Raw genomic sequence first — 21,171 nt, 5'->3', positions numbered from 1 at the left:
GTATTACTCAGGGTTATTGGAGAGTGAGGGTGTATTGATGAAGACCCATAGTTCAAGTCAGGATTTATCGGGACAATGGAAGATACAACATTATGAAGTTGGAGAGAAGCGGGCAATGGATGTGGCAGCTGCTGCGCTAGATGACCGTTTTTGGATCGGGGCTGAAGTGCCTGGGGATGTACATGCTGCACTGATTGAGCGCAGTATCATTGATCCGCCCTATTACGGACATAATGATGCCAAAAGTCGCTGGATTGAGCAAAAGGAATGGTGGTACCGTACTACCTTCAATCTGGTGAGAGATGCGGAGACGGAAGAGAACTTTGAATTGGTGTTTGAAGGATTGGACACGTTTGCAACGGTGTATGTGAATGGCCATGAAGTTGGAAAAACGGCAAATATGCTTATGTCACATACATTTAATGTAACATCTCTGGTTCGCAGCGGCTGGAATGCGATTGCTGTCAAGTTTGATCCGCTTCACCTGCATCACCGGGACAAAGAAACCTTTGACTGGTCCTCGTATACGAAGGAACGGCCATGGTTGCGCAAAGCAGCGATGAACTTTGGCTGGGACTGGGGGCCACGCATGGTGACGGTGGGAATCTGGGGGGCAGTACGGCTGGAAAAACGAACAATAGCCAAGCTGGAAAGTGTGTATGCTCGAACGGAATCAGTCAGTCCAGAGCTTGCTGTATTACGCGTCACGGCAGATGTGAAGTCCGTCTTGTCTTTCAGCAGCAGACAGAAACGTGAGCAGGCTGTGGTTACGTCCTGTAATGTTCGTCTGCTGGATCGCAACGGACACGAGGTGGCAGGAGCCACTGAACTGCCTGTAGAAGGTGGTAAGGCAGATACCACGTTGAACGTCACGTCACCTCAGTTATGGTGGACTCATGATCTGGGTGAGCCGTATCTGTATACGCTAGAGGTTACTTTATACGCAGATGGCATTGAGGTGGATCGTTACAGCGAGCCTTATGGGTTACGAACGATTGAGCTGGCTCTTCATAATGAACGGGGTGAAGATGCATTTACTTTTATTCTGAACGGAGTCAAAGTATATGCCAAGGGTGCCAACTGGATTCCTGCTGATCATCTGATTGGTGCGATCCCAAACTCCCGGTATCGTGAGCTTGTCGAGCTGTCGGTAGAAGGACATATGAACATGCTGCGCGTGTGGGCCGGTGGTATCTATGAGAAGGATGTCTTCTACGATGAGTGTGATCGGCAAGGGGTGTTGGTGTGGCAGGATTTTGCATTTGCGAACGCGTTGTTCCCGGATTTCAATCGTGATTTCATGGATAATGTACGGCAAGAGGTAGAAAACAATGTCATTCGCCTGCGTAACCGTGCCTCGCTTGCCATCTGGTGTGGCAATAACGAGATTGACTGGCTTTATGACATGAAGTCTGCAAGTGGGGATATTACCAGTCCGTTCTACGGCCAACTTATCTATCATGAACTGATCCCTGAAGTGCTGGATCGCTTGGATCTGTCCCGTCCGTATTGGCCTTCTTCGCCGTTCGGGAGTAGTAATGGTCAGGACGCGAATGATCCCGATGTCGGGGATCGTCACAACTGGCAGGTATGGCATGGCTCGGTCTATCCAAGGAAGCATGGAGAGCCGCCGTTGCTGGACTATAGTATTGAAGGTGTAACGTTCAAAAATTACAAAAAGGATCATGCGCTTTTCAGCAGTGAATTTGGTATGCATGCCTCGGCTAATCGTTACACGCTGGAGAAAAATATGCCCGCAGGGCAGTTTTACTGGGGCAGTCCGGAGATGGCCTACCGTAACAAGGATACCAACCACCAAAAAGGCATTCTGCTGATGGAAGGTTACACAGGCATTCCGCAAAATATAGAGGAGTACATGAACTATTCCATGTTGACTCAAGCAGAAGGATTGCGCTATGGAATAGAACATTTCCGACGTATTAATCACCGTAACAGCGGTGCACTCGTGTGGCAATTAAATGATAGTTGGCCAGGAACAAGCTGGTCCATGATTGATTATGAACTGCTGCCGAAGGCATCTTTTTATTACGGGAAAATATTCTTTCATCCTGTCCTGTTGTCACTCGAGCATGAGCCGGGGGAGCCGCTTGCGTTGTGGGTCGTAAACGATACACGGGACGTACTGAAAGGCGAGCTTCGGTTCAATGTCTATGAATTACATGGAGAGAAGATCTATTCCAGCGTACATGCTGTTGAAGTAACATCTCAATCCGCATTATGTATTGCCGAATTCACTGAAGTAGAGGTGTTACGGGGCAGACGTGCGGAGGAAGTAATGGTTGAGTTGGTATCCGAAGGGTTTGCGGCGCCGATGAATCGATATTTCTTGCGTGATCCTAAGGATGTGACCTTGCCGAAATCTCAATTGAGTGTACATGTGAATGAAGAGGAACAGTCTGTGACGGTTACGGCCAGTGGTGCAATTGCACGCTTGGTGAAGCTGGAGCTCCCTCTTGGGCGTGTCCGATTCAGTGACAATTATTTTGATCTGCTCCCCGGCGAGAGCCGGACGGTAAGACTTCGTCATCCAGAGCAATCGTCTTTGCCTCTGACAGAACTTCGGGTCAGTGCCATGAACGGCAGAGAAGGGTAAAATAATAATAATAGACTTCGATACTTATCCGAGGTTCGAGGTTCAAAATTCAAGGTGGTAATCCTGATCAGGGATGCCACCTTTTTTGCTTTTGCAGCAGGTGAGTTCATGTCGCTGTGTCAGGTGATCTTGTGCTTATTCCACAAGCGAAAATTCCAATCGGGTTCACATCTTGGATCATTAAGGTTAGTATGATAGAAAGAAATCGTTCTCAAAAGGAGGTGAATTCATGTCGTTTGTCTTTTATCCCGAGATGATTATCTTCATTTTGATGTTGATTCTGCTGATTATTGGTATCGTATATATTATTCGTAAAAGCAAACAAGTACTGCGTCGTATAAGCAATCTGGAGAAAGCGATATATGAAAAAGATAACATCTCATCCTATCCGAAGGACGTTGATACTGTACAAGAAGCACCCAGAGAAGACACGTTTGCTCCACGCAAACGAAAATGAAGAAGGACACGGAATTACATAAAAAAGATAAACCAACAAACCAACAGCCGATTCTTCTCTAATGAGGAAGTGATCGGCTGTTTGGGCATATAGGCATTTTATCCGTATTAACTGGGTTTAGAGAAAGGATTCATAACGCTGTTGGAAAGAGGATTCCATCTCCACTTGTCGTGCAAGTTGCTGCTGTACCTTTGCACCGCGAATCTTCTGAAGTTCCTGAAGTTGTGCAGTGGAACTGAATCGATCTGTAGCCATCTGAACAAGTAATTCCGAGAGCACATCCGCATCTTCGAGCGCGGCATTAAGTCCGAACGCACCCGTTGGGGTCATGGTATGAGCGGCATCACCGATGAGTATAACATTGTCTTGTGCCCACGACTGGCAATAGCTGCTTTCGACAGATAACAGAACAAAATCACTCCAGCTCTGAATGTTGGCAGCTACAGAATCAGACAGACAGGGGAATGCGGAGACAAGTTTGTCTACAAAAGGAGCAATCGGCTGCTCTCGCAGCTTGGAGTATGCTCCTTCGGGGATGTTCCATCCAATCTGAACATAACCGCCGAATTGTGAGAACAGGGCAAGCTGTTGACCATCCATGCTGGCCATTCGAACAGCAGGTTCCCAACCCATAGGTGCCGGAATGCGCGCCCACAGCAGATCATACCCATGCTTGCGAATTTCGGGGGTCAAACCGGAATGTTTGCGTACAGCAGAGTATCTGCCATCAGCACCGACAATAACGGATGCTTCGATGGAGGCAGGCACGCCGTTCTGCCGAATGTTAATACCAACGATATGACCGTTCTTGTCTCGTAGCATACCCGTCATAATTGTATTGAATCGTACTTGTTCGTTTGAACTGTGCTGCTCAGCATGCGACACGATGGCTTCCAGGAGATGATCTTGCGGTACATGAATACCCACATGAGATTCCCCATTGCCCGGGGATACCGTATGAATAATCTGACCATTTTCCCAATATTGAATCTGCTCCAAGAGCAGCGCTCCACGTTCCTTGATGAGGGAATAGAGGCCGTGTTTATTTAAAATTGCTTCGCCGTCCACATTGAGCAACTCCCCGCGAAACGACTTGTGCAGGTGAGGTTGCCGCTCTATAAGCATCGTGGATATCCCTTTTTGATTCAGTAAATACGAAAGTAAGGCACCACCTGGCCCAGCGCCGACGATACAAACATCCGTTTTTAATTGTGATTGTGAATTCTGATTCATGTGCATAAGTCCCTTGCAATATAATGGTGACTCTTGTTTACTTTATAACAACAGATTTATTAAAATCATTAAGTAACTAAAAGTAACTTTAAAGATATAGGTTATTATAAACAAACCCGTTGCCATAATGCAATAGGTGAAACCCAAAATAAAACACAAGTCTTCCGGTCGAGTAAAGGGTGTCCAATGCAAGCGTATTTTTCACAAACATCATAGTGTAAATATGTTACAATATAAGGTAGGTTATGATGAAAGGCAGGAGGAACGTTTATGAGCCCGGATACGGAGCGAAACTCTCAATTGGCAAATGTAGATCAATTGTTGGAGGCCTTCTTCAGATATAAAAATAAAGTATTGGATCAGCAGCAGAAGACCGAAACCAACTGTAAACTGAATCCGACAAAAAGTCATATATTGGGCATGATTTTACGTGAAAACCGCTGTATGGCGGTTGATGTGGCCAGACAACTCAGCTTGTCTTCTGGCGCAACCACCATTGTACTGAATCAACTGGAGACAGAAGGGTTGATCCAGCGTGTGCGCAGTGAAGAAGATCGGAGAATTGTGTGGCTGTCCTTAACGGATGAAGGAGCGCAGCTTGCCAAGACGCTTAATGCGAATCGTGGCCGAATGACGTGGGAATTGTTGCAAGCACTTTCCGAAGAGGAGCAACAGCAGATGTTCGGCATGTTGAAGAAAATTGAACTGAAACTGCTGGAGAACATGAAGTCGTTTGAGCAGATCCACCGATAATGCATATATGACTTGAGTCCTTGAAGACGTCAGTCCTCATGAGTTCGTCCCTAATTGCGGGGGGATGAGCCTTGAAGACTGGCGTTTTTGAGTTTGTTTACAAATGAAAGCGAACCACATGATCCGTCAAGCCTTCCTGGATCAACACTTCTTTTTGTTTGCAACCCATTAGGTCAAAATGGGGAAATGGCTGCCGCTGATGAATATATCGCGGGTCCAGCCCATGATCGTTACACCAACGCTCGAGACGTTCCAGATCTGCACAGCCAACTTTGGTGACACTGGTGATGCCGGGGAATCGGTTGTCAATCCAGAAATGAGTGAGGTAAGCAATCTCACCACGAGCCACTTGTTCCTTCCACGCAGCCAGCTCTTGTCGTTTAATTCCAAATGCCATAGATGCAAGTTCCTTTCCAAACGGGTATTGTCCTGAGCATATTGTAACATCTTATATACAGAATCCATCAGAATTCTTCAATCTATATAAGTTAACTAAAGATTATTTACACTGACACTACGATGACAGAATAACCTTCCAATCGCTGTTATCCCCAGATTTTTTTGATTCCCTTTTCTAAAGGGGAAAATCCGGGGATAAAGGCGAACGCTTCGCTTTTTCAGGTTTTTTCTGTCCTCTCCGTTATCGTGTAAATGAATAGTTCAACTTATATAGACTAGTCTGAGAGCAGTTAAATGGGTATATGAATATGACAACATTTTTATAACAAAGTTTGGATTATGTTAAAATAAACCTATGCAACAAAGGTTTCACCACTTCTATAGCGGAAAGGGATTGTCATCATGGAAATATTTATAGCCGTACTTGTCTTACTGGTACTGATCGGTTTATCGAACATCCTGAACCGGTTTGTACCTTTTATACCTATTCCGCTCATTCAAATCGTGCTTGGTGTAACCATAGCTCTGCTTCCTGCCGGGGTACATTTGCAGTTGAATCCGGAATTGTTCTTTGTACTTTTCATCGCACCTTTGTTATACAACGATGGGAAGCGAACACCAAGGAATGAATTATGGAATCTGCGTGCACCTATACTTTTACTTGCGCTGGGACTTGTATTCGTGACGGTGGTCGTGGCGGGATATGCTATTCATTGGCTGATTCCTACGATTCCGTTACCCGCGGCTTTTGCTCTTGCAGCCATATTGTCCCCGACAGATGCTGTGGCCGTTGGTGCCATGGCAGGGCGGGTACATTTGCCCAAAGGTATACATAGGCTCCTTGAAGGTGAAGCATTAATGAATGATGCATCCGGCTTGGTCGCCTTCAAATTCGCCATTGCAGCCACGGTTACAGGTGTGTTTTCCCTGGCGCAGGCAACCTTCAGTTTTATTCTGATTGCCATTGGCGGACTTCTCGTCGGTGCATTGTTATCTTTTCTGTTAATTAGGCTCGGGATGTGGATTCGCAGGCTGGGCATGGAAGATGTAACAATTCACATGCTGCTGCAGATACTGACGCCATTTATCATCTATCTGGTGAGTGAAGAAATTGGGGTATCAGGTATTCTTGCGGTAGTGGCAGGCGGTATTATCCACGCCATTGAGCGTGACCGCGCTGAATCGGTTCAGTTGAAAATGCAGGTGGTATCTGCGAGTACATGGTCAGTCATTTTATTTATACTAAATGGTCTGGTGTTTGTAATTCTGGGTGTACAGGTCCCGGATGTTTTGAGTACCATTTTCGAAAATGTTTCGTTTAATAATCTGCAGGTGCTGGGCTACGTGGGCTTGATCTCGGTGCTACTGCTAGTTCTGCGCTTTCTCTGGATCTATCTGTTCTGGCAAGGGAATGAATGGCTGCCTACCAAATCCTCTATTGGCAGTCCCAGATTCAAGGATATCACGATTATTTCCCTATCTGGGGTACGAGGGGCTGTGACATTGGCGGGTGCCTTCTCCATTCCTTATGTGCTTCAGGATGGTTCACCCTTCCCTGAACGGGATTTGATTATCTTCCTGGCAGCAGGGGTGATCCTCTTCTCCCTAATTGCGGCGAGTGTGTTTCTTCCCGTTCTGGCCAAGGACGATGGGAAATCCACCGAAGAAACACCTCAGAAGTCCGAACGAAAAGCACATGACATTATGCTGAATGCCGCAATACGGGCTGTCAAATCCGAAATGAATGATGAGAACAAAGCTGCAGCACTCGCGGTCGTCTCCGATCTGTCCAAATATATCAGACAGGCCGCAGGTCAGCTTACCGCCGATAAACGCAAAAATATCCAGAAACAAGAAACGGCTATTAACCTGATTGGGACCCGTGCGGAGCGGAAAGAAATCGAAGCGATGCTGGATGAAAATGCTATTGCTTCCGATGCCGCCTTCAAATGTGACAGTTGGCTGGATCGCAAAGAAATGATGTTGGCTAATCGCGCAAACACTCAGATGATGACCTCAATCAACGAGATCGGGCGTGTGCTGGGTCATCTGTTCACCAATCGATCCCAGAAGCCGAGTCAACCCTTCATGCTTGAAAATGCAGAACTTTTCCGTCAGGTGAAGTTACGTACCTCTGAAGCCGCAATTAAGGCTATTCGTGCCCATATGAATGATGGGAATCGAGTCGTTGCTTTGTCGGTTATCGCCAAGTATGAGCGTGTAATTGCCAAATTGCGAACCTGGAACCAGGGGAAAACAGAAGATCCGTTTAATCAGGAGAAGCTTGAGTTGCAGATGGTGGCGATTCAGGAACAGCGCAATACTGTGCAACAATTGTATGAAAACGGTGAAATTAATCGTGATGTGGCTGCCAAGCTGCGCCGGTTTATCAATGACGTGGAAGCGACTGCGTTGAAAAACACTTAATCCGATAAATCCGATATTTTAAATTTGCTAAACGGTTTGATATACTATGGGACGAGAAAGAAATCACTACCAAATATACTTATATCGATCAGTGAGGGAGAGATGAGACATGGCAAAACAGCAAATACGGTTGGGCAAAACCGATCTGGTCGTAAATCCCATTGGACTGGGTGCAAATGCTGTAGGAGGGCATAATATCTATCCAGACATGCTGAATGATGAGACGGGTAAGGAAGTGGTTCGTACAGCTTTGAAACAAGGGATTAACTTTGTTGACACGGCATACATCTATGGACCTGAGCATTCCGAACGACTGATCGGCGAAGTATTGAAGGAAACCGGTCAGCGGCAGAATACCATCATTGCGACCAAGGCAGCTCATAAATTTGTGGATGGCAAGATTGTCATGGATAACTCACCTGCTTTTCTGAAGACATCCGTGGATGAGGCGTTGAAACGTCTGCAAACCGATTACATTGATCTGTTCTACATTCACTTTCCGGATGAACATACGCCTAAGGATGAAGCGGTAGATACGTTAAAACAGTTAAAAGAAGCTGGTAAAATTCGTGCGATTGGCGTATCTAATTTCTCGATTAATCAGTTACGTGAAGCGAACAAAGACGGGCATGTAGACGTATTACAATCTGAATATAATTTGTTCAAAAGAGAAGCGGAGAAAGAGCTGTTGCCGTATACGGCTGAGCATAATATTTCTTTTGTGCCTTACTTCCCACTGGCAGCGGGACTGCTCGGTGGTAAATATAATCGCAATACAACCTTTCAGGATGGACGGGCGAAGAATCCGCTGTTTACAGGTGAAGCTTTCATTGAAAATTTGGATAAAGTTGAGCAACTGCGCAGCATAGCACAATCCAAGGATGTTGAGGTTGCTCATCTGGTTCTGGCCTGGTACCTGACTCAGCCTTCGATTGATGCACTGATTCCAGGTGCCAAGAGACCAGAGCAGGTCATTAACAATCTGCAAACATTAAATGTGGAATTAACTGCTGAAGAAATTGCTGTCGTGGATCAGATCTTTCGTTCATGAGTTCGGGTGAATCGGGAAATGCTAACAGGGAGTTTACGTTTGAATACAAAGTGAGGACACAACATGAACCTGAAGGCAGCCCGAGTCATCGGAATGTTCACGCTAATTATTTTGCTGGGTAGCAGTTCTGCTTATGCGAAGCCTGTACAGAAGAACCGTCAGTATTATGAGGAACGAGGAGAGATCGTGTGGGAAGTTCCCACACAGGATAAACTCATCGCCCTGACCTTTGATGATGGACCAGATCCGGTTCAGACTCCGCAGATTCTGGCACTGCTTCAGCAATATCAAGCCAAAGGAACCTTTTTTGTACTGGGCAAATGGGCAGAAAAATTTCCTGAACTGATTAAGCAGGAACAGCTCGAAGGGCATGAAATCGCCAATCATACGTATGCGCACACGTATGCAGTCCGCTCAACACGTGCGGACAAGTACATGAAGGATATGAACGCAGCGGAAAGTTCCATCATTGAAGCGGGTGCGGAGCGGCCCTTGTTGTTCAGGCCACCTGGCGGCTATTACAATGATATGGTCATTCAGGCTGCCAAACAAAAAGGGTATACCATCGTACTCTGGTCCTGGCATCAGGATACACGGGACTGGGCTTCCCCAGGTGTATCGGCTATCGTTAAGAAAGTACTGAATAACGCACGTAATGGGGATATTGTACTCTTCCACGATAAGGTGGAAGGCAAGTCCCATACGGTAGCTGCACTCAAAACGATTCTGCCGAAGTTACAGCAGCAGGGATATCGATTCGTGACGGTGTCTGAGCTGCTTGCTGTGAAGGCACGTGAAGCTGCGAAGGATGGGGCTGCACCTTCTTCTTCGTTGAAGCATGTGAAGCCCTAGATATTGCAATTCAATTAGAAACCGCAGGCCTCGGGATATAGAGACCTGCGGTTTCTTTATATTTGATCTCCATATGAAACATGAAGCCAGGAGTGGAGGTTGTTGTCTGTCTCCCTTTTGTTTTGAAACCAAAACGTCTACAATAGATGGAGCTTTGTGCTGAAGAGTTACTTGAACCATGATATGAATGATGACATAGAGGAGAGTGAATATGATGAACGGACAACAACGAGTAAATATTAAACCGGGTCTTGAAGTGGACATTGTATTGAAGCAGGACCAAGCTACAGGTAAGCTGACACGTGGCATTGTAAAGGATCTATTAACCAAGTCCCCTACACATCCACACGGAATCAAAGTACGACTGACGAGTGGCCAAGTGGGACGTGTGAAACAGGTCATTACAGGAGGATCGAACTAACTGTGGCTCAAGGCGGTGAAATGAGCACGACCGCAGAAGTAATGGCACATTTGGCTTCGGGTAATGCACGTCAGCAGGACGCATATCGCGTAATACAAAGCAGTGGCTTGCTCGAACTATTAGCTGGCTACCACCCCTATCCGGCGGGGACAGTACCGATTGATATTGATGTTCCGGGCAGTGATCTGGATCTGCTGTGTTATGCAGAGGATCTGGATGCCTTTGAAGCTGAGATGTATGATCAGATCGGAGCTGTTGGTGAGTTTCAATGTGTTCGTGGTGGGCATCTTCCCGGCCAACGTCCTTATGTGACTTGTAATTTGCAAGTGGGACATTGGCCTGTGGAGATTTTTGCCCAAACCGTTCCGGTTAACAGGCAGAATGCATACCTACATATGATTGTGGAGTGGAGATTGTTACAACTGTGGGGAGAACCAGGACATCGTGAGATCCGCAGACTGAAACAGGCAGGGTGGAAGACGGAGCCTGCATTTGCTTCTGTACTTGGATTACAGGGAGATCCATATGTGGACATGCTGCATCTGGCCGAGATGAAACGTGAAGATCTCTGGAACTTGGCGCGTTCACGCACGTCTTTTTAAAATGTCTATTTGAGATGAACTAATCATTTACACGATAACGGAGAGGACAGAAAAAACCTGAAAAAGCGAAGCGTTCGCCTAAAAGCTTTCTGAAAGAAAGCTGCATCGGAAGCATATGCTTATTACCGGATTTTCCCTTTATCAAGGGAATCAAAAAATCTGGAAATAACAGCGATTGGAAGGTGCTTCTGTCATCGAAGTGTCAGTGTAAATAACCTTTGCTCAGATCAGAAAGATAGCTACAATCGTCGTTACCATAAGTCCCAGCAATACAGGCTTCAGGTTGCGTCTGGCAAGTTCAAAAGGACTGACTCCGCAGATTGCAGCAGCAGGAATTAATGCCCATGGAATCAAGGTTCCACCACCTACCCATATGGCTGCAACCTGACCCAGCGCGGTCAGCACAGGTGCAGAATCTGCCGAACCTGCGAACATGGACGCAATCGAGCCAACCAGGGAAATACCCGAGAACCCCGAACCATCCATTCCCGTAACTGCTCCCGTCACCGTCATTGTAATTGCGCCTACCGTATCATTCAGTGGCACCAGTCCAGCAAGTGCGACCCCAAGATCATTCACGATCCCGTGAGAACCTTCAGGAAGAGGGTTGTTGAACAACTCCGTAATTGCAGCATCTCCCAGATAAAAAAACGCAGCTATGGGAATAACCGGTCCAAACACCTTGAAACCAAACTGAAATCCTTCTATTAAATAATTGGTCGTTTCCTCTGGTCCCTCATTACGATGTCCGGCAAGTGTGACAGCGATCAGTATGACCACAGCGGTTCCACCAATCAGAGCTGTTGCATCGCCGCCTTGCAACTTCAATACAAACATCAGAATCACATCAACTGCGAATAACAGAGGGATAAGTAGAGCGAACGCTTTTTGCAGACGGGGGGACATAACTTGACGTTGAACAGGCTGATTAGCGGGCAGGGTGGTGGGCACAGCCTCTGATGAGGAGGAAGGTTCCATGCTCCGTGTTCCTGATATAGAGTCTAGGGAGTGAACAGGGGAGCCTGATTTCATCTCTTTGCGCAGCATCCAGAAGGCTGTTAGTGTAGATACGGTTCCCATGACAATGACCAAAGGAATGCTGGCCGTCATGACGGAAGTAACGGGTAGACCGGCTGCATCGGCTGTAAGTTTGGGAGCCCCTTGAATAATGTAATCTCCTGACAGTGCAATCCCATGTCCGAACAGGTTCATGGCAATGGCAGCTCCAATGGGAGGAAGACCTACACGCACGGCTACAGGAAGAAGAACTGCACCGACGAGTGCTACGGCCGGAGATGGCCAAAAAAATAGCGATACGACCATCATGATTAATCCGATACCCCAATATGCGACCTGAGGAGAACGGATAAACCGGGTGACGGGTGTCACCATGACCTCATTAATGCCTGTTCTGATCAGAACGCGGCTCATTGCCACAATAATCGAGATGATGAAGATCGTACTTAGCAATTCTTTTGTTGCATAGATAAAACTGCTGAAGATCCCTGCAACTGACCCGCTTAAGGTTTCGGTTGCCAGAAGTCCAATGGTCATAATACCCGCGACACAGATGATCGTGGTGTCCCTGCGCCGAATCATTACGGCGATGATCAAGACGATATATGCCAGATAGACATAGTGCAACGCAGTGAGTTGAATATTCATCGAACAGGCCTCCCTACATCCTGGTGACAAATCCCTAGGAGTGATATATCGTATGCATGTCAAGATCGGGCGTTCGTGGAGTTCAGGGCTTGCCGCAGCATTTATTTTTAGGGAGAAGCTTCCGATTTATAATGAAGGATTTTTTTTACAACTGGAGAATTTATTACAACATGAAGCTTGTTACTATTGCAATTCGAGCGGATGAAAGTCACCAGAATTGACATATGAAGGTCACGGGAACCCATAGACAATGGCAAGCAGGGGTGATTACAATAAACATGCCATCATAAGGAAGAAAATAGAAAAATGGTGTTGAATCAAAAAAAGTGTGTGTTCAAAAGCAGACTTCTTGAACTACCTCTCAAAGGGCGGGAATCCATGAACTTGATCCGTTCACTTCGTTTTAAATTTATTGTGGGTTTAACTTTGATCATGCTGCCACTATTCATGCTGCTTTATTACAACAACGTCTACGCCATGAAAGTCGTACGTGACAAAGTATCCCTCACCAATATGAATCATCTCGCCAAGAGTGTGGAGCAGAATGAACGTGTATTACAGGAGACGAATCGGTATTTATATAGTCTGGGCGAGAGGGACCCGGATATTATCTCTCTGTTTTTTCTAAAATACGGCAGCGGTGATTATATCATTGCAAAGCAACGGATTATGAACAAATTCATGACAGATATCGGTTTTTATAATCTAATCGATTCTTTTTTCCTATATGATGCCGTGAATGATGATCTGCTGCTCGCCACTTCAGGCAATTATGATGTCAAAAAGTCGGTTGTGCAGGAGAGTATGCCTGTCCAGATGCAGCAATTGGAAGGGGATATCCAGAAGCCGGAATGGAGCATCGTGCGTGGCGGAACATGGAATGCACTGGTGAAAACGGTGCGAATCAACCAGCAGTTCTATGCAGGTGCACTTGTCGATATGAATGCACTGAATCATACACAACAATTCACTGAATCCGGGGATAGGGGAGGCGCAGTCATTGTTGGAACAGACGGTGGGGCATTATCCGATTCCACATTGACTACTGCACAGATTCAGCTGGCTGCAGCGCATCTTCCTGGCCTGAAGGATCCGTATCAGGTGATCTCTGAAGTTGTGAACAAGGGAGAGGCACGTCAATATTTGATGTTGGGAATTGCCTCGGCCATGTCCGAGATGAATTATATCGTGCTGCTGCCTGAGGAAGACATGATGCGTAACCTCCCGTTTTTCCAGCAGATCATTCGTCTGCTTCCCATTGGTGCGGCAGTAATTCTGGTTACTGCACTGATCTTTTTGCGGCATCTGTTATTCCGCCCGATGAATGCGTTGATTCGAGGCATGAGAAGGGTGAGCCGGGGAGATCTCGATGTGAAGCTGGACCCGCCATCTTCTTCGGAACTTGAATTTATGACCCGAAGTTTCAATCAAATGACCAGTGAGATCAGACATCTGAAGATTGATGTGTATGAGGAACAACTGCGAACGCGGGAGGCAGAGTTCAAACAATTACAGATGCAAATCAATCCGCACTTTTACCTGAATTCACTCAATATTATTCATAGCCTGGCTTCCTTGCAAAAGCATGAGTTGGTGCAGCAGATGGCTGGTCATCTGGCCGATTATTTTCGATTCAGTCTGCGCGCAGGCAAACGTGTTATTCGTCTGGATGAAGAGCTGGAGCACATTCGTCATTACTTAGAAATTCAAAAGCTGAGGTTTCCAAACAGATTCGATTTTGAACTGGATATCGAACCGAATCTGGAACATTATGTGATTCCTCCATTAACCATTCAGCCGTTTGTGGAGAATGCCATTATTCATGGATTTCAGCGCCGGACGCAAGCCTTTGTTATTCGGATCGTGGCACGCCTCGGTGCGAAGTCATCTGGTCAGGTCGATGGGACGGTGCTTCAACTGATGATTGTGGATAATGGTGTCGGATTTGATGAGGAATTATTGGAGCGTCTGCAACATGGACAGTACGCTGAAGACCCGAGTGGACAGCATATCGGTATATGGAACGTGGCTCATCGGCTTTTAGTGAAGTATGGTGATCAAGCCAGTTTGCAGTTTGGAAATGAGGCGGATCATGGGGCCAAAGTCATCATTGATTTACCCGCTCAGACCGAAGAGGAAGAAGGGGGAGCCCATGCGGAACCTGTTGATCGTGGATGATGAAGTGTATGCATTACAAGCGATGGTGGAAGGCGTTAACTGGCAAGCAGCAGGCGTCGACCAGGTATTCAGTGCTTGTGATGCCGAAGAGGCAAGAGAGATTTTAAGGGCACATGCTATTGATATTATGATCTGTGATATCGAGATGCCTGGTGAAACGGGGCTTGACCTGCAAAGCTGGGTGTTGAAACATGATCCAGGCATACTTACCATTTTCCTGACAGGGCATGCTTTATTCGATTATGCTCAGACAGCCATCAAGCTAAATAGCTTTGATTATGTGTTGAAGCCGGCTCCAGCAGATCAATTGATTAAGGTAGTAACCCAGGCGGTGGAGAAGATCAAGGATGGAGAGCAGCGTACCCGTACCAACGAAGTTTATGAGACCGTATACAAACGCTGGAAAACCCATAAACCGCTACTGACAGAACGCTTCTGGAAAGATGCCATCTCTCAACGCATCACGTTAACCAAACAACGGTTGCAAGAGCTCGCAGAATTGTATGGTGCTGAGATTGATCCGCAGGCTCGTGTGTTACCTATAGTGATCTCGGTGGAGGAGTGGGTGCGTGAGTTTGACCTGCGCGACGAAGAGGTGCTGGAATATGCGCTCCGTAATGCAGCCAGGGAGATCCTGCTTGGCAACAAGCCGGGTGAGGTGTTTCAGGATCAAAGTGGATTGAATATTGTGCTTGCTTATGAGCAAGACGGCATCATCCCAAGTGCGAGCGAAGTGGCACAACGTTGTCAGGGGTATATCCAGGATTGTGGAACGTATTTCTACTGCCGTTTGTCCTGTTATGTTGGTGTCCCGGTTGCTGTAACTGAATTGCAAGGCATGTTAAATGAACTGATGGATATGGAACGGCGCAATATTAAGGAGCTTGAAGAAGTTTTTGTCTATGATGAGCGGGGAAGAGATCAGGAAGATCGCTTTTTGCCTATTCCATGGTTTTCGGAATTATCCATTCTTTTTGAGACGGGGAAAGTAGGGGACTTGCGAGAACGTGTGGATGAGATTTTTGAGTTGCTTGCTGCCCAGGAGGGATTGTCTCCTGAAATGCTGCATCTTTACTATCATGCCATGCTGCATGTGGTCTATCCGCTGCTTCATCAGAAAAACGTGTCCATACGCAGTCTTTATCCGGGTGAAAGGGAGCCGGAAGAGAGTGTGGTGACAAGGTCGTTGCCGCAGTTGAAGCAGTGGACGTCGGATCTGATTGATCGTGTTATCCCGGTGTTGTACCCGGACGATCATAGTCCCATGACCATTGTGGATCAGTTGTGCGTTTATATTGAAACTCATATTGGTGAAGAACTCATGCGAGAGGAGCTTGCTGCTTTTGCCGGATTCAATCCCGCTTATCTATCCCGTCTGTTTCGAAAAGAGAAGGGCATGTCCCTATCTGAGTTTATCCTGCAGGGCAGAGTAGCTAAAGCGAAAACGTTGTTGTCCCAGTCCACCGTCAAAGTGACGGATATCGCTGGCAAGGTGGGGTACTATAATTACTCGCATTTCACCAAAATGTTCAAAAAGTGTACGGGTATAACGCCACAGGAGTTTCGTAAACAGTCACGTACGGTATAGTTCAGGGCGCAGCATGCTGCGTCTTTTGTTTTTTTGGTACTAGGACGTGTCATAAAACTCGCTGAAGTGCATCTTTTACCGCCTTTTCGCCCCCTCCTGCGTCACTTTCCCTTGACGTGCCCCGGCACGCCTGCGGAAAACTTCCTTGCTTGGAACGAAAACTCGGCAAAATCTGCTTCCTTCGGAGTTTTCAGACACGTCCTAAAGTCATAATTTGATAAGTCAACAGGTCACCACAGCAGATAGAGGTCTTACTCGCCCCGCCGTATACTTGAACCACAGGAGCCGCAACGGAGCTTCATCCTGAGGAAGAATTCAAGAGGAGTGAGGGAGAACAAGTTATGAAGACACAACCCCAGGCGGGTAAGGGAGTACGGATATCGGAAATACCGGGAGAAACAGTCCGAAAGCGCAAGTCTGTGTGGCACAATCTTGGCAAATTCAAGGTGCTGTATCTCATGTTCTTGCCAGGTGTCCTGTTTCTGCTGGTGAACAACTATATGCCGATGTTCGGCGTTCTGATCGCATTCAAAAATGTAAACTATGCTGATGGTATTTGGGGTAGCCCATGGAGTGGATGGGACAATTTTAAATATTTGTTCTCAACCAGTGATGCATGGGAAATTACCCGAAATACACTCGCGTATAACACGGTGTTCATTGCACTGAATCTCTTTGTAGGTGTCGGGCTTGCTATTCTGCTCAATGAAGTGAAGAACAAGGCAATGTCCAAGTTATATCAATCACTTATGCTATTACCGTATTTCCTGTCCATGATTGTAGTCAGTTATCTGGTACTGGCTTTCCTGGGCAAGGATTCAGGCTTCATGAACTCAACGATTCTGCAGATGTTCGGCGGTCAGCCGATCGACTGGTATTCAGAGCCGAAGTATTGGCCGTATATTTTGCCACTGGTGAACACATGGAAAAATATTGGATATTATGCCGTCATTTATCTGGCAGCTGTCGTGGGCATCGATGAAGAATATTATGAAGCAGCTGTGCTCGATGGCGCAACCAAATGGCATCAGATACGCTTCATTACCATTCCGTTTCTCGTCCCATTAATCGTCATTATGACGTTATTGCAGATTGGCCGTATATTCTATGCTGACTTCAGTCTGTTCTACCAGGTTCCATTGGAATCAGGGGCGCTGTTCCCTGTAACGAATGTACTGGATACCTACGTATATCGTACGTTCCTTATCGGTGGAGATATCGGGATGTCATCAGCAGCTGGTCTATACCAAGCAATCGTTGGATTTGTGCTGGTTCTTGTATCCAATACCATCGTAAGGCGAATAGATAAAGATAATGCATTATTTTGAGAGGAGGCAAGTCAGCTGTGAAATCACGTGATCCACTAGCCGTATCGAAGCGTTCCGCATCCGTTATTCATGCGATGTTTCTATTCTATGCCATTGCCTGTATCGTGCCGATCCTGCTTGTCTTCGCCATCTCATTTTCGGACGAGACAACCGTAATTGCCAATGGATATAAGCTTATTCCAGAGAAATTCAGCTTGACGGCTTATGAGTTTCTGTTCAGAGATATGGATCAGATCATTCACTCGTATGGTATATCCTTTATCGTTACCGTTGTAGGTACCATTACAAGTGTTGCGCTGACCGCATTGTATGCGTATCCGCTCTCACGGAGAGATCTGCCTTACCGGGGCTGGTTCGCCTTTTTCATCTTCTTCACGATGCTGTTCAATGGGGGTCTGGTACCTTGGTACCTGGTCTATGTCAACGTATTGGATCTGAAGAACTCCCTACTGGCACTCATTATGCCGCTACTGCTATCCCCATTCTTTGTACTGGTCATGCGTACATTCTTCGCGAACTCCATTCCGGTGTCTATTCTGGAATCGGCTCGGATTGATGGTGCGGGAGAATTGAGAACGTTTGCACGTATCGTACTTCCGCTCTCTCTTCCCGTAATGGCAACCGTCGCGTTGTTCAGTACATTGAATTACTGGAATGACTGGTACCTTAGCATGATTTTTATATCAGATAACCGGACGATCAGCCTTCAGTACCTTATGTACCGGACGCTGCTCGATATTCAATATTTAACAACCAATTCCAACGTCTCTTCACAGATTTCGTCGCAGGGTGGATTGCTGAATCTGCCTAACAAAACTCTGCAAATGGCGATGGCTGTAGTCGGTATTGGTCCAATTGTACTGGCATATCCGTTCTTCCAGCGTTATTTCATCAAAGGTCTTACGGTTGGCGCTGTGAAGGGATAACTCTGAACCGGTTAGCGGAGAGGGCAAGGTAAATGAAGATGGACTGAAAGGGCATATACAGAAGTAGCAACAGGTTTAATTGTGAATTGGGGAAATCGGATGTATGGTTCAACACATGACAGGAGGGGTTCAATTGGTTAGATCATTAAAGGTATGGTCACGCATGATGGCAACGGTTATGGCGCTGAGCCTGGTGCTGGCAGCTTGCTCATCAGACAAGGGTGGAACAACAACACCTAACGCAGAGGGCGGAGGAGCAAGTGAAGGTGGGGGCAAACCCTATGAAGTGACACTGTTCTACCCAGGAACACCACAGAAGGATGTCGCTCTGGTGGAAGCCGAGATTAACAAAAAGATGGAGCCGAAGATTGGAGCCACCCTTAAGATCAATGCGATTGACTGGGGGCAATGGGATAACAAGCTGAATCTCATGATTTCTTCAGGTGAAAAATCAGACATTATTTTCACAGCAGCTTGGCAGAACTACACGGTGAATGTAGCTAAAGGCGCATTCTTACCCTTGAATGAACTGCTTGATGCACATGGTCAGGATATTAAGAAAAACCTGGACCCTGCCTTTCTGGAAGGTTCCCAGGTAGACGGCGTGAATTACGGCGTTCCTACGAATAAGGAACTTGCTGCCACACGTGGTGTGTTGGTACGTAAAGATCTGGCTGACAAGTATAAGCTGGACCTGACAGCTGTAAAGACATGGGCTGATCTGGAACCACTTCTCAAAACAATCAAGGAAAACGAGCCAGCTATCACACCATTCTATATGTCCAACACCAATGGTAACGGGCTGTTGGAGAATCTGGATTGGGATTATCTCGGTGATGCTTCCGTACCTGGAGTCATCTCCAAAACAGCAGGCGGAACAACGGTGCTGAATGAAGTGGAGACCCCTGAATTCAAAGAAGCGGCCGAACTCGCCCGCAAGTGGTATCAAGCAGGATATATCAATAGTGATGCTGCTACGTCCAATGTGTTCCCGAAAGACCAGGCGAAGGCTGGAAAAGCGTTTCTCTGGACCGATGGCATGAAGCCAGGCAAGGATAAAGAAGAAGAAGGGTATGTGGGTTTCCCACTGACTCAGATTGAGATGACACAGCCGACAATCACGACGGGTGATGCGTCTGGAGCGATGCTTGCAATCTCCCGTTCTTCCGAGCAACCGGAGAAAGCGATGCAGGTCATTAACCTGCTGCATTCCGACAAGGAAATTAACAACTTGCTGAACTTCGGAATTGAAGGTACTCATTATGTGAAAAAAGACGGACAGGATAATATCATTGCTCTCCCTGATGGCGTAGATGCCAACAGTCGTACCTATAACCCTGGTGCCCAATGGCAGCTTGGTAACCAGTTCCTGAACTTCCTCTGGGATAATGAAGATCCACAGAAATGGGAGAAGTTCAAAGAGTTTAACGCCAAAGGTGTGAAGTCGCCAGCACTGGGCTTTACATTCAACAGCCAATCTGTCAAAAATGAAATTGCGGCGGTCAACAACGTGAACAAACAGTTCAAGCCGGGTATGACATCGGGCGCCGTTGATCCAAATGAGATGATTCCGAAATATCTGGAGAAATTGAAAGCAGCGGGAATTGATAAAATTATTGCAGCCAAACAGGAACAACTTGATGCATTCCTTGCCAAAAGTAAATAATCATTAGCTATGATCGAGGGACTTGTGATCTACAAGCTCTTGTCGATGGCAAATATGGAGGACGTTTTCGGTGAACAACCGAAGACGTTCTTTTTATTGTTGTTTTTTTGATTTGGATTGTTAATCATAAATAGGAAAAATATGATATAATAAGGTGGTTGATTAGGGGGTGTTCGTGTGTCGAGAACCAGACTTGTGTTCTCAGGGGCTTTATTGCTATTTGCTATTATCTTTACATTTAACCATCATCTTGGTTTTTCTGTTGGGGATACCATGCTGTCAGCAATAGGTATATCACCGTATACTACGTCTTATTTAAGTGGTGTACATATCACACTTTTCCTGGGGATGGGAATCTTTGCTTGCGGCTTCTACCTTACACGCAAAGAAATCGGGAAATCATTCCCCGGTCTTGCAAAAGGGTTATGGATTGTCGTTCTCGCTCTTGTTCTCAGCTACTCGTACATGACGGATAAATTCATGTATATAGCCAATTGGGGAGCTAAAGGCATAGATGCAGTATCCTATGTACAGAACGCAAGCTCTTGTACCTTTAACGTGTTGAAGACGGGGGAGACCCGAGCAACCTGTGACCTGACACTCAAAAATTACGGCAGAGATCCCGTATCCGCTGTGTTATTGCCTGATCTCGCACGCAGTTATAAGTTCAAGGACGATCCGTTATTGGAAGCCTTGCGGTCTGTCCAATTAGGACCAGTACATGTTGAGATTGAACCCCATGGAACGTTTAAAGGTAAATTGGAGTTTTACGGGAAAGCGGAATCCCCTCTGTTCGTCAATGGGAAACTTATGGATATTGTGCTGGATGTAGGCGTGGATGGAGCGAATACGGTATTTGATTACGATATTCCATAGTTGATATTTTCATAGAAAAAAAGAATAATTACATAAACAGAAGTGGATAAGATTTGAGTCGAATAGAAAAATTAAAGATATATACTGAAATTAGATAGAGAGCTGGCTAATCGCTGGCTCTTTTTGTGCGTGGAA

17 protein-coding genes are annotated in these 21,171 nt (G+C 46.3%); 14 read left to right on the top strand and 3 right to left on the bottom strand.

The window, feature by feature from the left end; all coding sequences use genetic code 11:
* Nucleotides 1-37: 37 nt before the first annotated feature.
* Nucleotides 38-2,614: a beta-mannosidase gene (locus AB4111_RS06010; RefSeq protein ID WP_442030835.1), complete on the top strand. Its 2,577-nt coding sequence runs from the start codon at nucleotides 38-40 to the stop codon at nucleotides 2,612-2,614.
* A 229-nt stretch (nucleotides 2,615-2,843) separates the two neighbouring features.
* A complete protein-coding gene (locus tag AB4111_RS06005) occupies nucleotides 2,844-3,071 on the top strand; it encodes a hypothetical protein (protein ID WP_442030834.1) in 228 nt (75 codons plus the stop codon).
* 117 nt (nucleotides 3,072-3,188) lie between these two features.
* Here the strand turns inward: AB4111_RS06005 and AB4111_RS06000 are convergent, their stop codons facing one another.
* Nucleotides 3,189-4,304 carry an FAD-dependent monooxygenase gene (locus tag AB4111_RS06000; RefSeq protein WP_442030833.1) on the bottom strand — a complete coding sequence of 372 codons (1,116 nt, stop codon included), beginning with the start codon at nucleotides 4,302-4,304 and terminating at the stop codon, nucleotides 3,189-3,191.
* 270 nt (nucleotides 4,305-4,574) lie between these two features.
* Between AB4111_RS06000 and AB4111_RS05995 the strand changes: the two genes are divergently transcribed.
* Nucleotides 4,575-5,057: a MarR family winged helix-turn-helix transcriptional regulator gene (locus tag AB4111_RS05995; RefSeq protein WP_442030832.1), complete on the top strand. Its 483-nt coding sequence runs from the start codon at nucleotides 4,575-4,577 to the stop codon at nucleotides 5,055-5,057.
* Nucleotides 5,058-5,154: 97 nt separating this feature from the next.
* On the opposite strand, the gene AB4111_RS05990 is transcribed toward AB4111_RS05995, so the two are convergent.
* A complete protein-coding gene (locus AB4111_RS05990) occupies nucleotides 5,155-5,454 on the bottom strand; it encodes a hypothetical protein (RefSeq protein WP_442030831.1) in 300 nt (99 codons plus the stop codon).
* A gap of 404 nt (nucleotides 5,455-5,858) precedes the next feature.
* On the opposite strand from AB4111_RS05990, the gene AB4111_RS05985 reads away from it, so the two are divergent.
* From AB4111_RS05985 to AB4111_RS05965, 5 genes are all read left to right on the top strand, one after another.
* On the top strand, nucleotides 5,859-7,883 hold the full coding sequence (locus AB4111_RS05985; RefSeq protein WP_442030830.1) for a Na+/H+ antiporter: 2,025 nt from the start codon (nucleotides 5,859-5,861) through the stop codon (nucleotides 7,881-7,883).
* Nucleotides 7,884-7,992: 109 nt separating this feature from the next.
* Entirely contained in the window at nucleotides 7,993-8,934 is a 942-nt protein-coding gene (locus tag AB4111_RS05980; protein ID WP_442030829.1) for an aldo/keto reductase, read from the top strand.
* Between the two features lie 63 nt (nucleotides 8,935-8,997).
* Entirely contained in the window at nucleotides 8,998-9,786 is a 789-nt protein-coding gene (locus AB4111_RS05975) for a polysaccharide deacetylase family protein (RefSeq protein WP_253433462.1), read from the top strand.
* Nucleotides 9,787-10,000: 214 nt separating this feature from the next.
* Nucleotides 10,001-10,207, top strand: coding sequence for a YwbE family protein (locus tag AB4111_RS05970; protein ID WP_026081155.1), 207 nt, complete (start codon nucleotides 10,001-10,003; stop codon nucleotides 10,205-10,207).
* A 2-nt stretch (nucleotides 10,208-10,209) separates the two neighbouring features.
* On the top strand, nucleotides 10,210-10,809 hold the full coding sequence (locus AB4111_RS05965; protein ID WP_442030828.1) for a DUF4269 domain-containing protein: 600 nt from the start codon (nucleotides 10,210-10,212) through the stop codon (nucleotides 10,807-10,809).
* 222 nt (nucleotides 10,810-11,031) lie between these two features.
* On the opposite strand, the gene AB4111_RS05960 is transcribed toward AB4111_RS05965, so the two are convergent.
* Nucleotides 11,032-12,474: a hypothetical protein gene (locus AB4111_RS05960; RefSeq protein ID WP_442030827.1), complete on the bottom strand. Its 1,443-nt coding sequence runs from the start codon at nucleotides 12,472-12,474 to the stop codon at nucleotides 11,032-11,034.
* A 378-nt stretch (nucleotides 12,475-12,852) separates the two neighbouring features.
* On the opposite strand from AB4111_RS05960, the gene AB4111_RS05955 reads away from it, so the two are divergent.
* The 6 genes from AB4111_RS05955 to AB4111_RS05930 all read left to right on the top strand — a co-directional run bounded on the left by AB4111_RS05955 (nucleotide 12,853) and on the right by AB4111_RS05930 (nucleotide 21,036).
* Nucleotides 12,853-14,652, top strand: coding sequence for a sensor histidine kinase (locus AB4111_RS05955; RefSeq protein ID WP_442030826.1), 1,800 nt, complete (start codon nucleotides 12,853-12,855; stop codon nucleotides 14,650-14,652).
* A complete protein-coding gene (locus AB4111_RS05950) occupies nucleotides 14,627-16,240 on the top strand; it encodes a response regulator transcription factor (RefSeq protein ID WP_442030825.1) in 1,614 nt (537 codons plus the stop codon). Before AB4111_RS05955 ends, AB4111_RS05950 begins: the two co-directional genes overlap by 26 nt.
* A 341-nt stretch (nucleotides 16,241-16,581) precedes the next feature.
* On the top strand, nucleotides 16,582-17,568 hold the full coding sequence (locus tag AB4111_RS05945) for an ABC transporter permease (protein WP_076208980.1): 987 nt from the start codon (nucleotides 16,582-16,584) through the stop codon (nucleotides 17,566-17,568).
* Nucleotides 17,569-17,585: 17 nt separating this feature from the next.
* On the top strand, nucleotides 17,586-18,494 hold the full coding sequence (locus AB4111_RS05940; RefSeq protein WP_017689303.1) for a carbohydrate ABC transporter permease: 909 nt from the start codon (nucleotides 17,586-17,588) through the stop codon (nucleotides 18,492-18,494).
* Between the two features lie 133 nt (nucleotides 18,495-18,627).
* On the top strand, nucleotides 18,628-20,160 hold the full coding sequence (locus AB4111_RS05935; RefSeq protein ID WP_442030824.1) for an ABC transporter substrate-binding protein: 1,533 nt from the start codon (nucleotides 18,628-18,630) through the stop codon (nucleotides 20,158-20,160).
* 177 nt (nucleotides 20,161-20,337) lie between these two features.
* Nucleotides 20,338-21,036 (top strand): hypothetical protein, encoded by a 699-nt coding sequence (locus tag AB4111_RS05930; RefSeq protein ID WP_442030823.1) that lies wholly within the window; start codon nucleotides 20,338-20,340, stop codon nucleotides 21,034-21,036.
* Nucleotides 21,037-21,171 lie beyond the last annotated feature (135 nt).

Source organism: Paenibacillus sp. 2KB_22 (genome assembly GCF_052115745.1).
Lineage (GTDB): Bacteria > Bacillota > Bacilli > Paenibacillales > Paenibacillaceae > Paenibacillus.
This window is presented reverse-complemented; position numbering and strand designations above follow the sequence as displayed.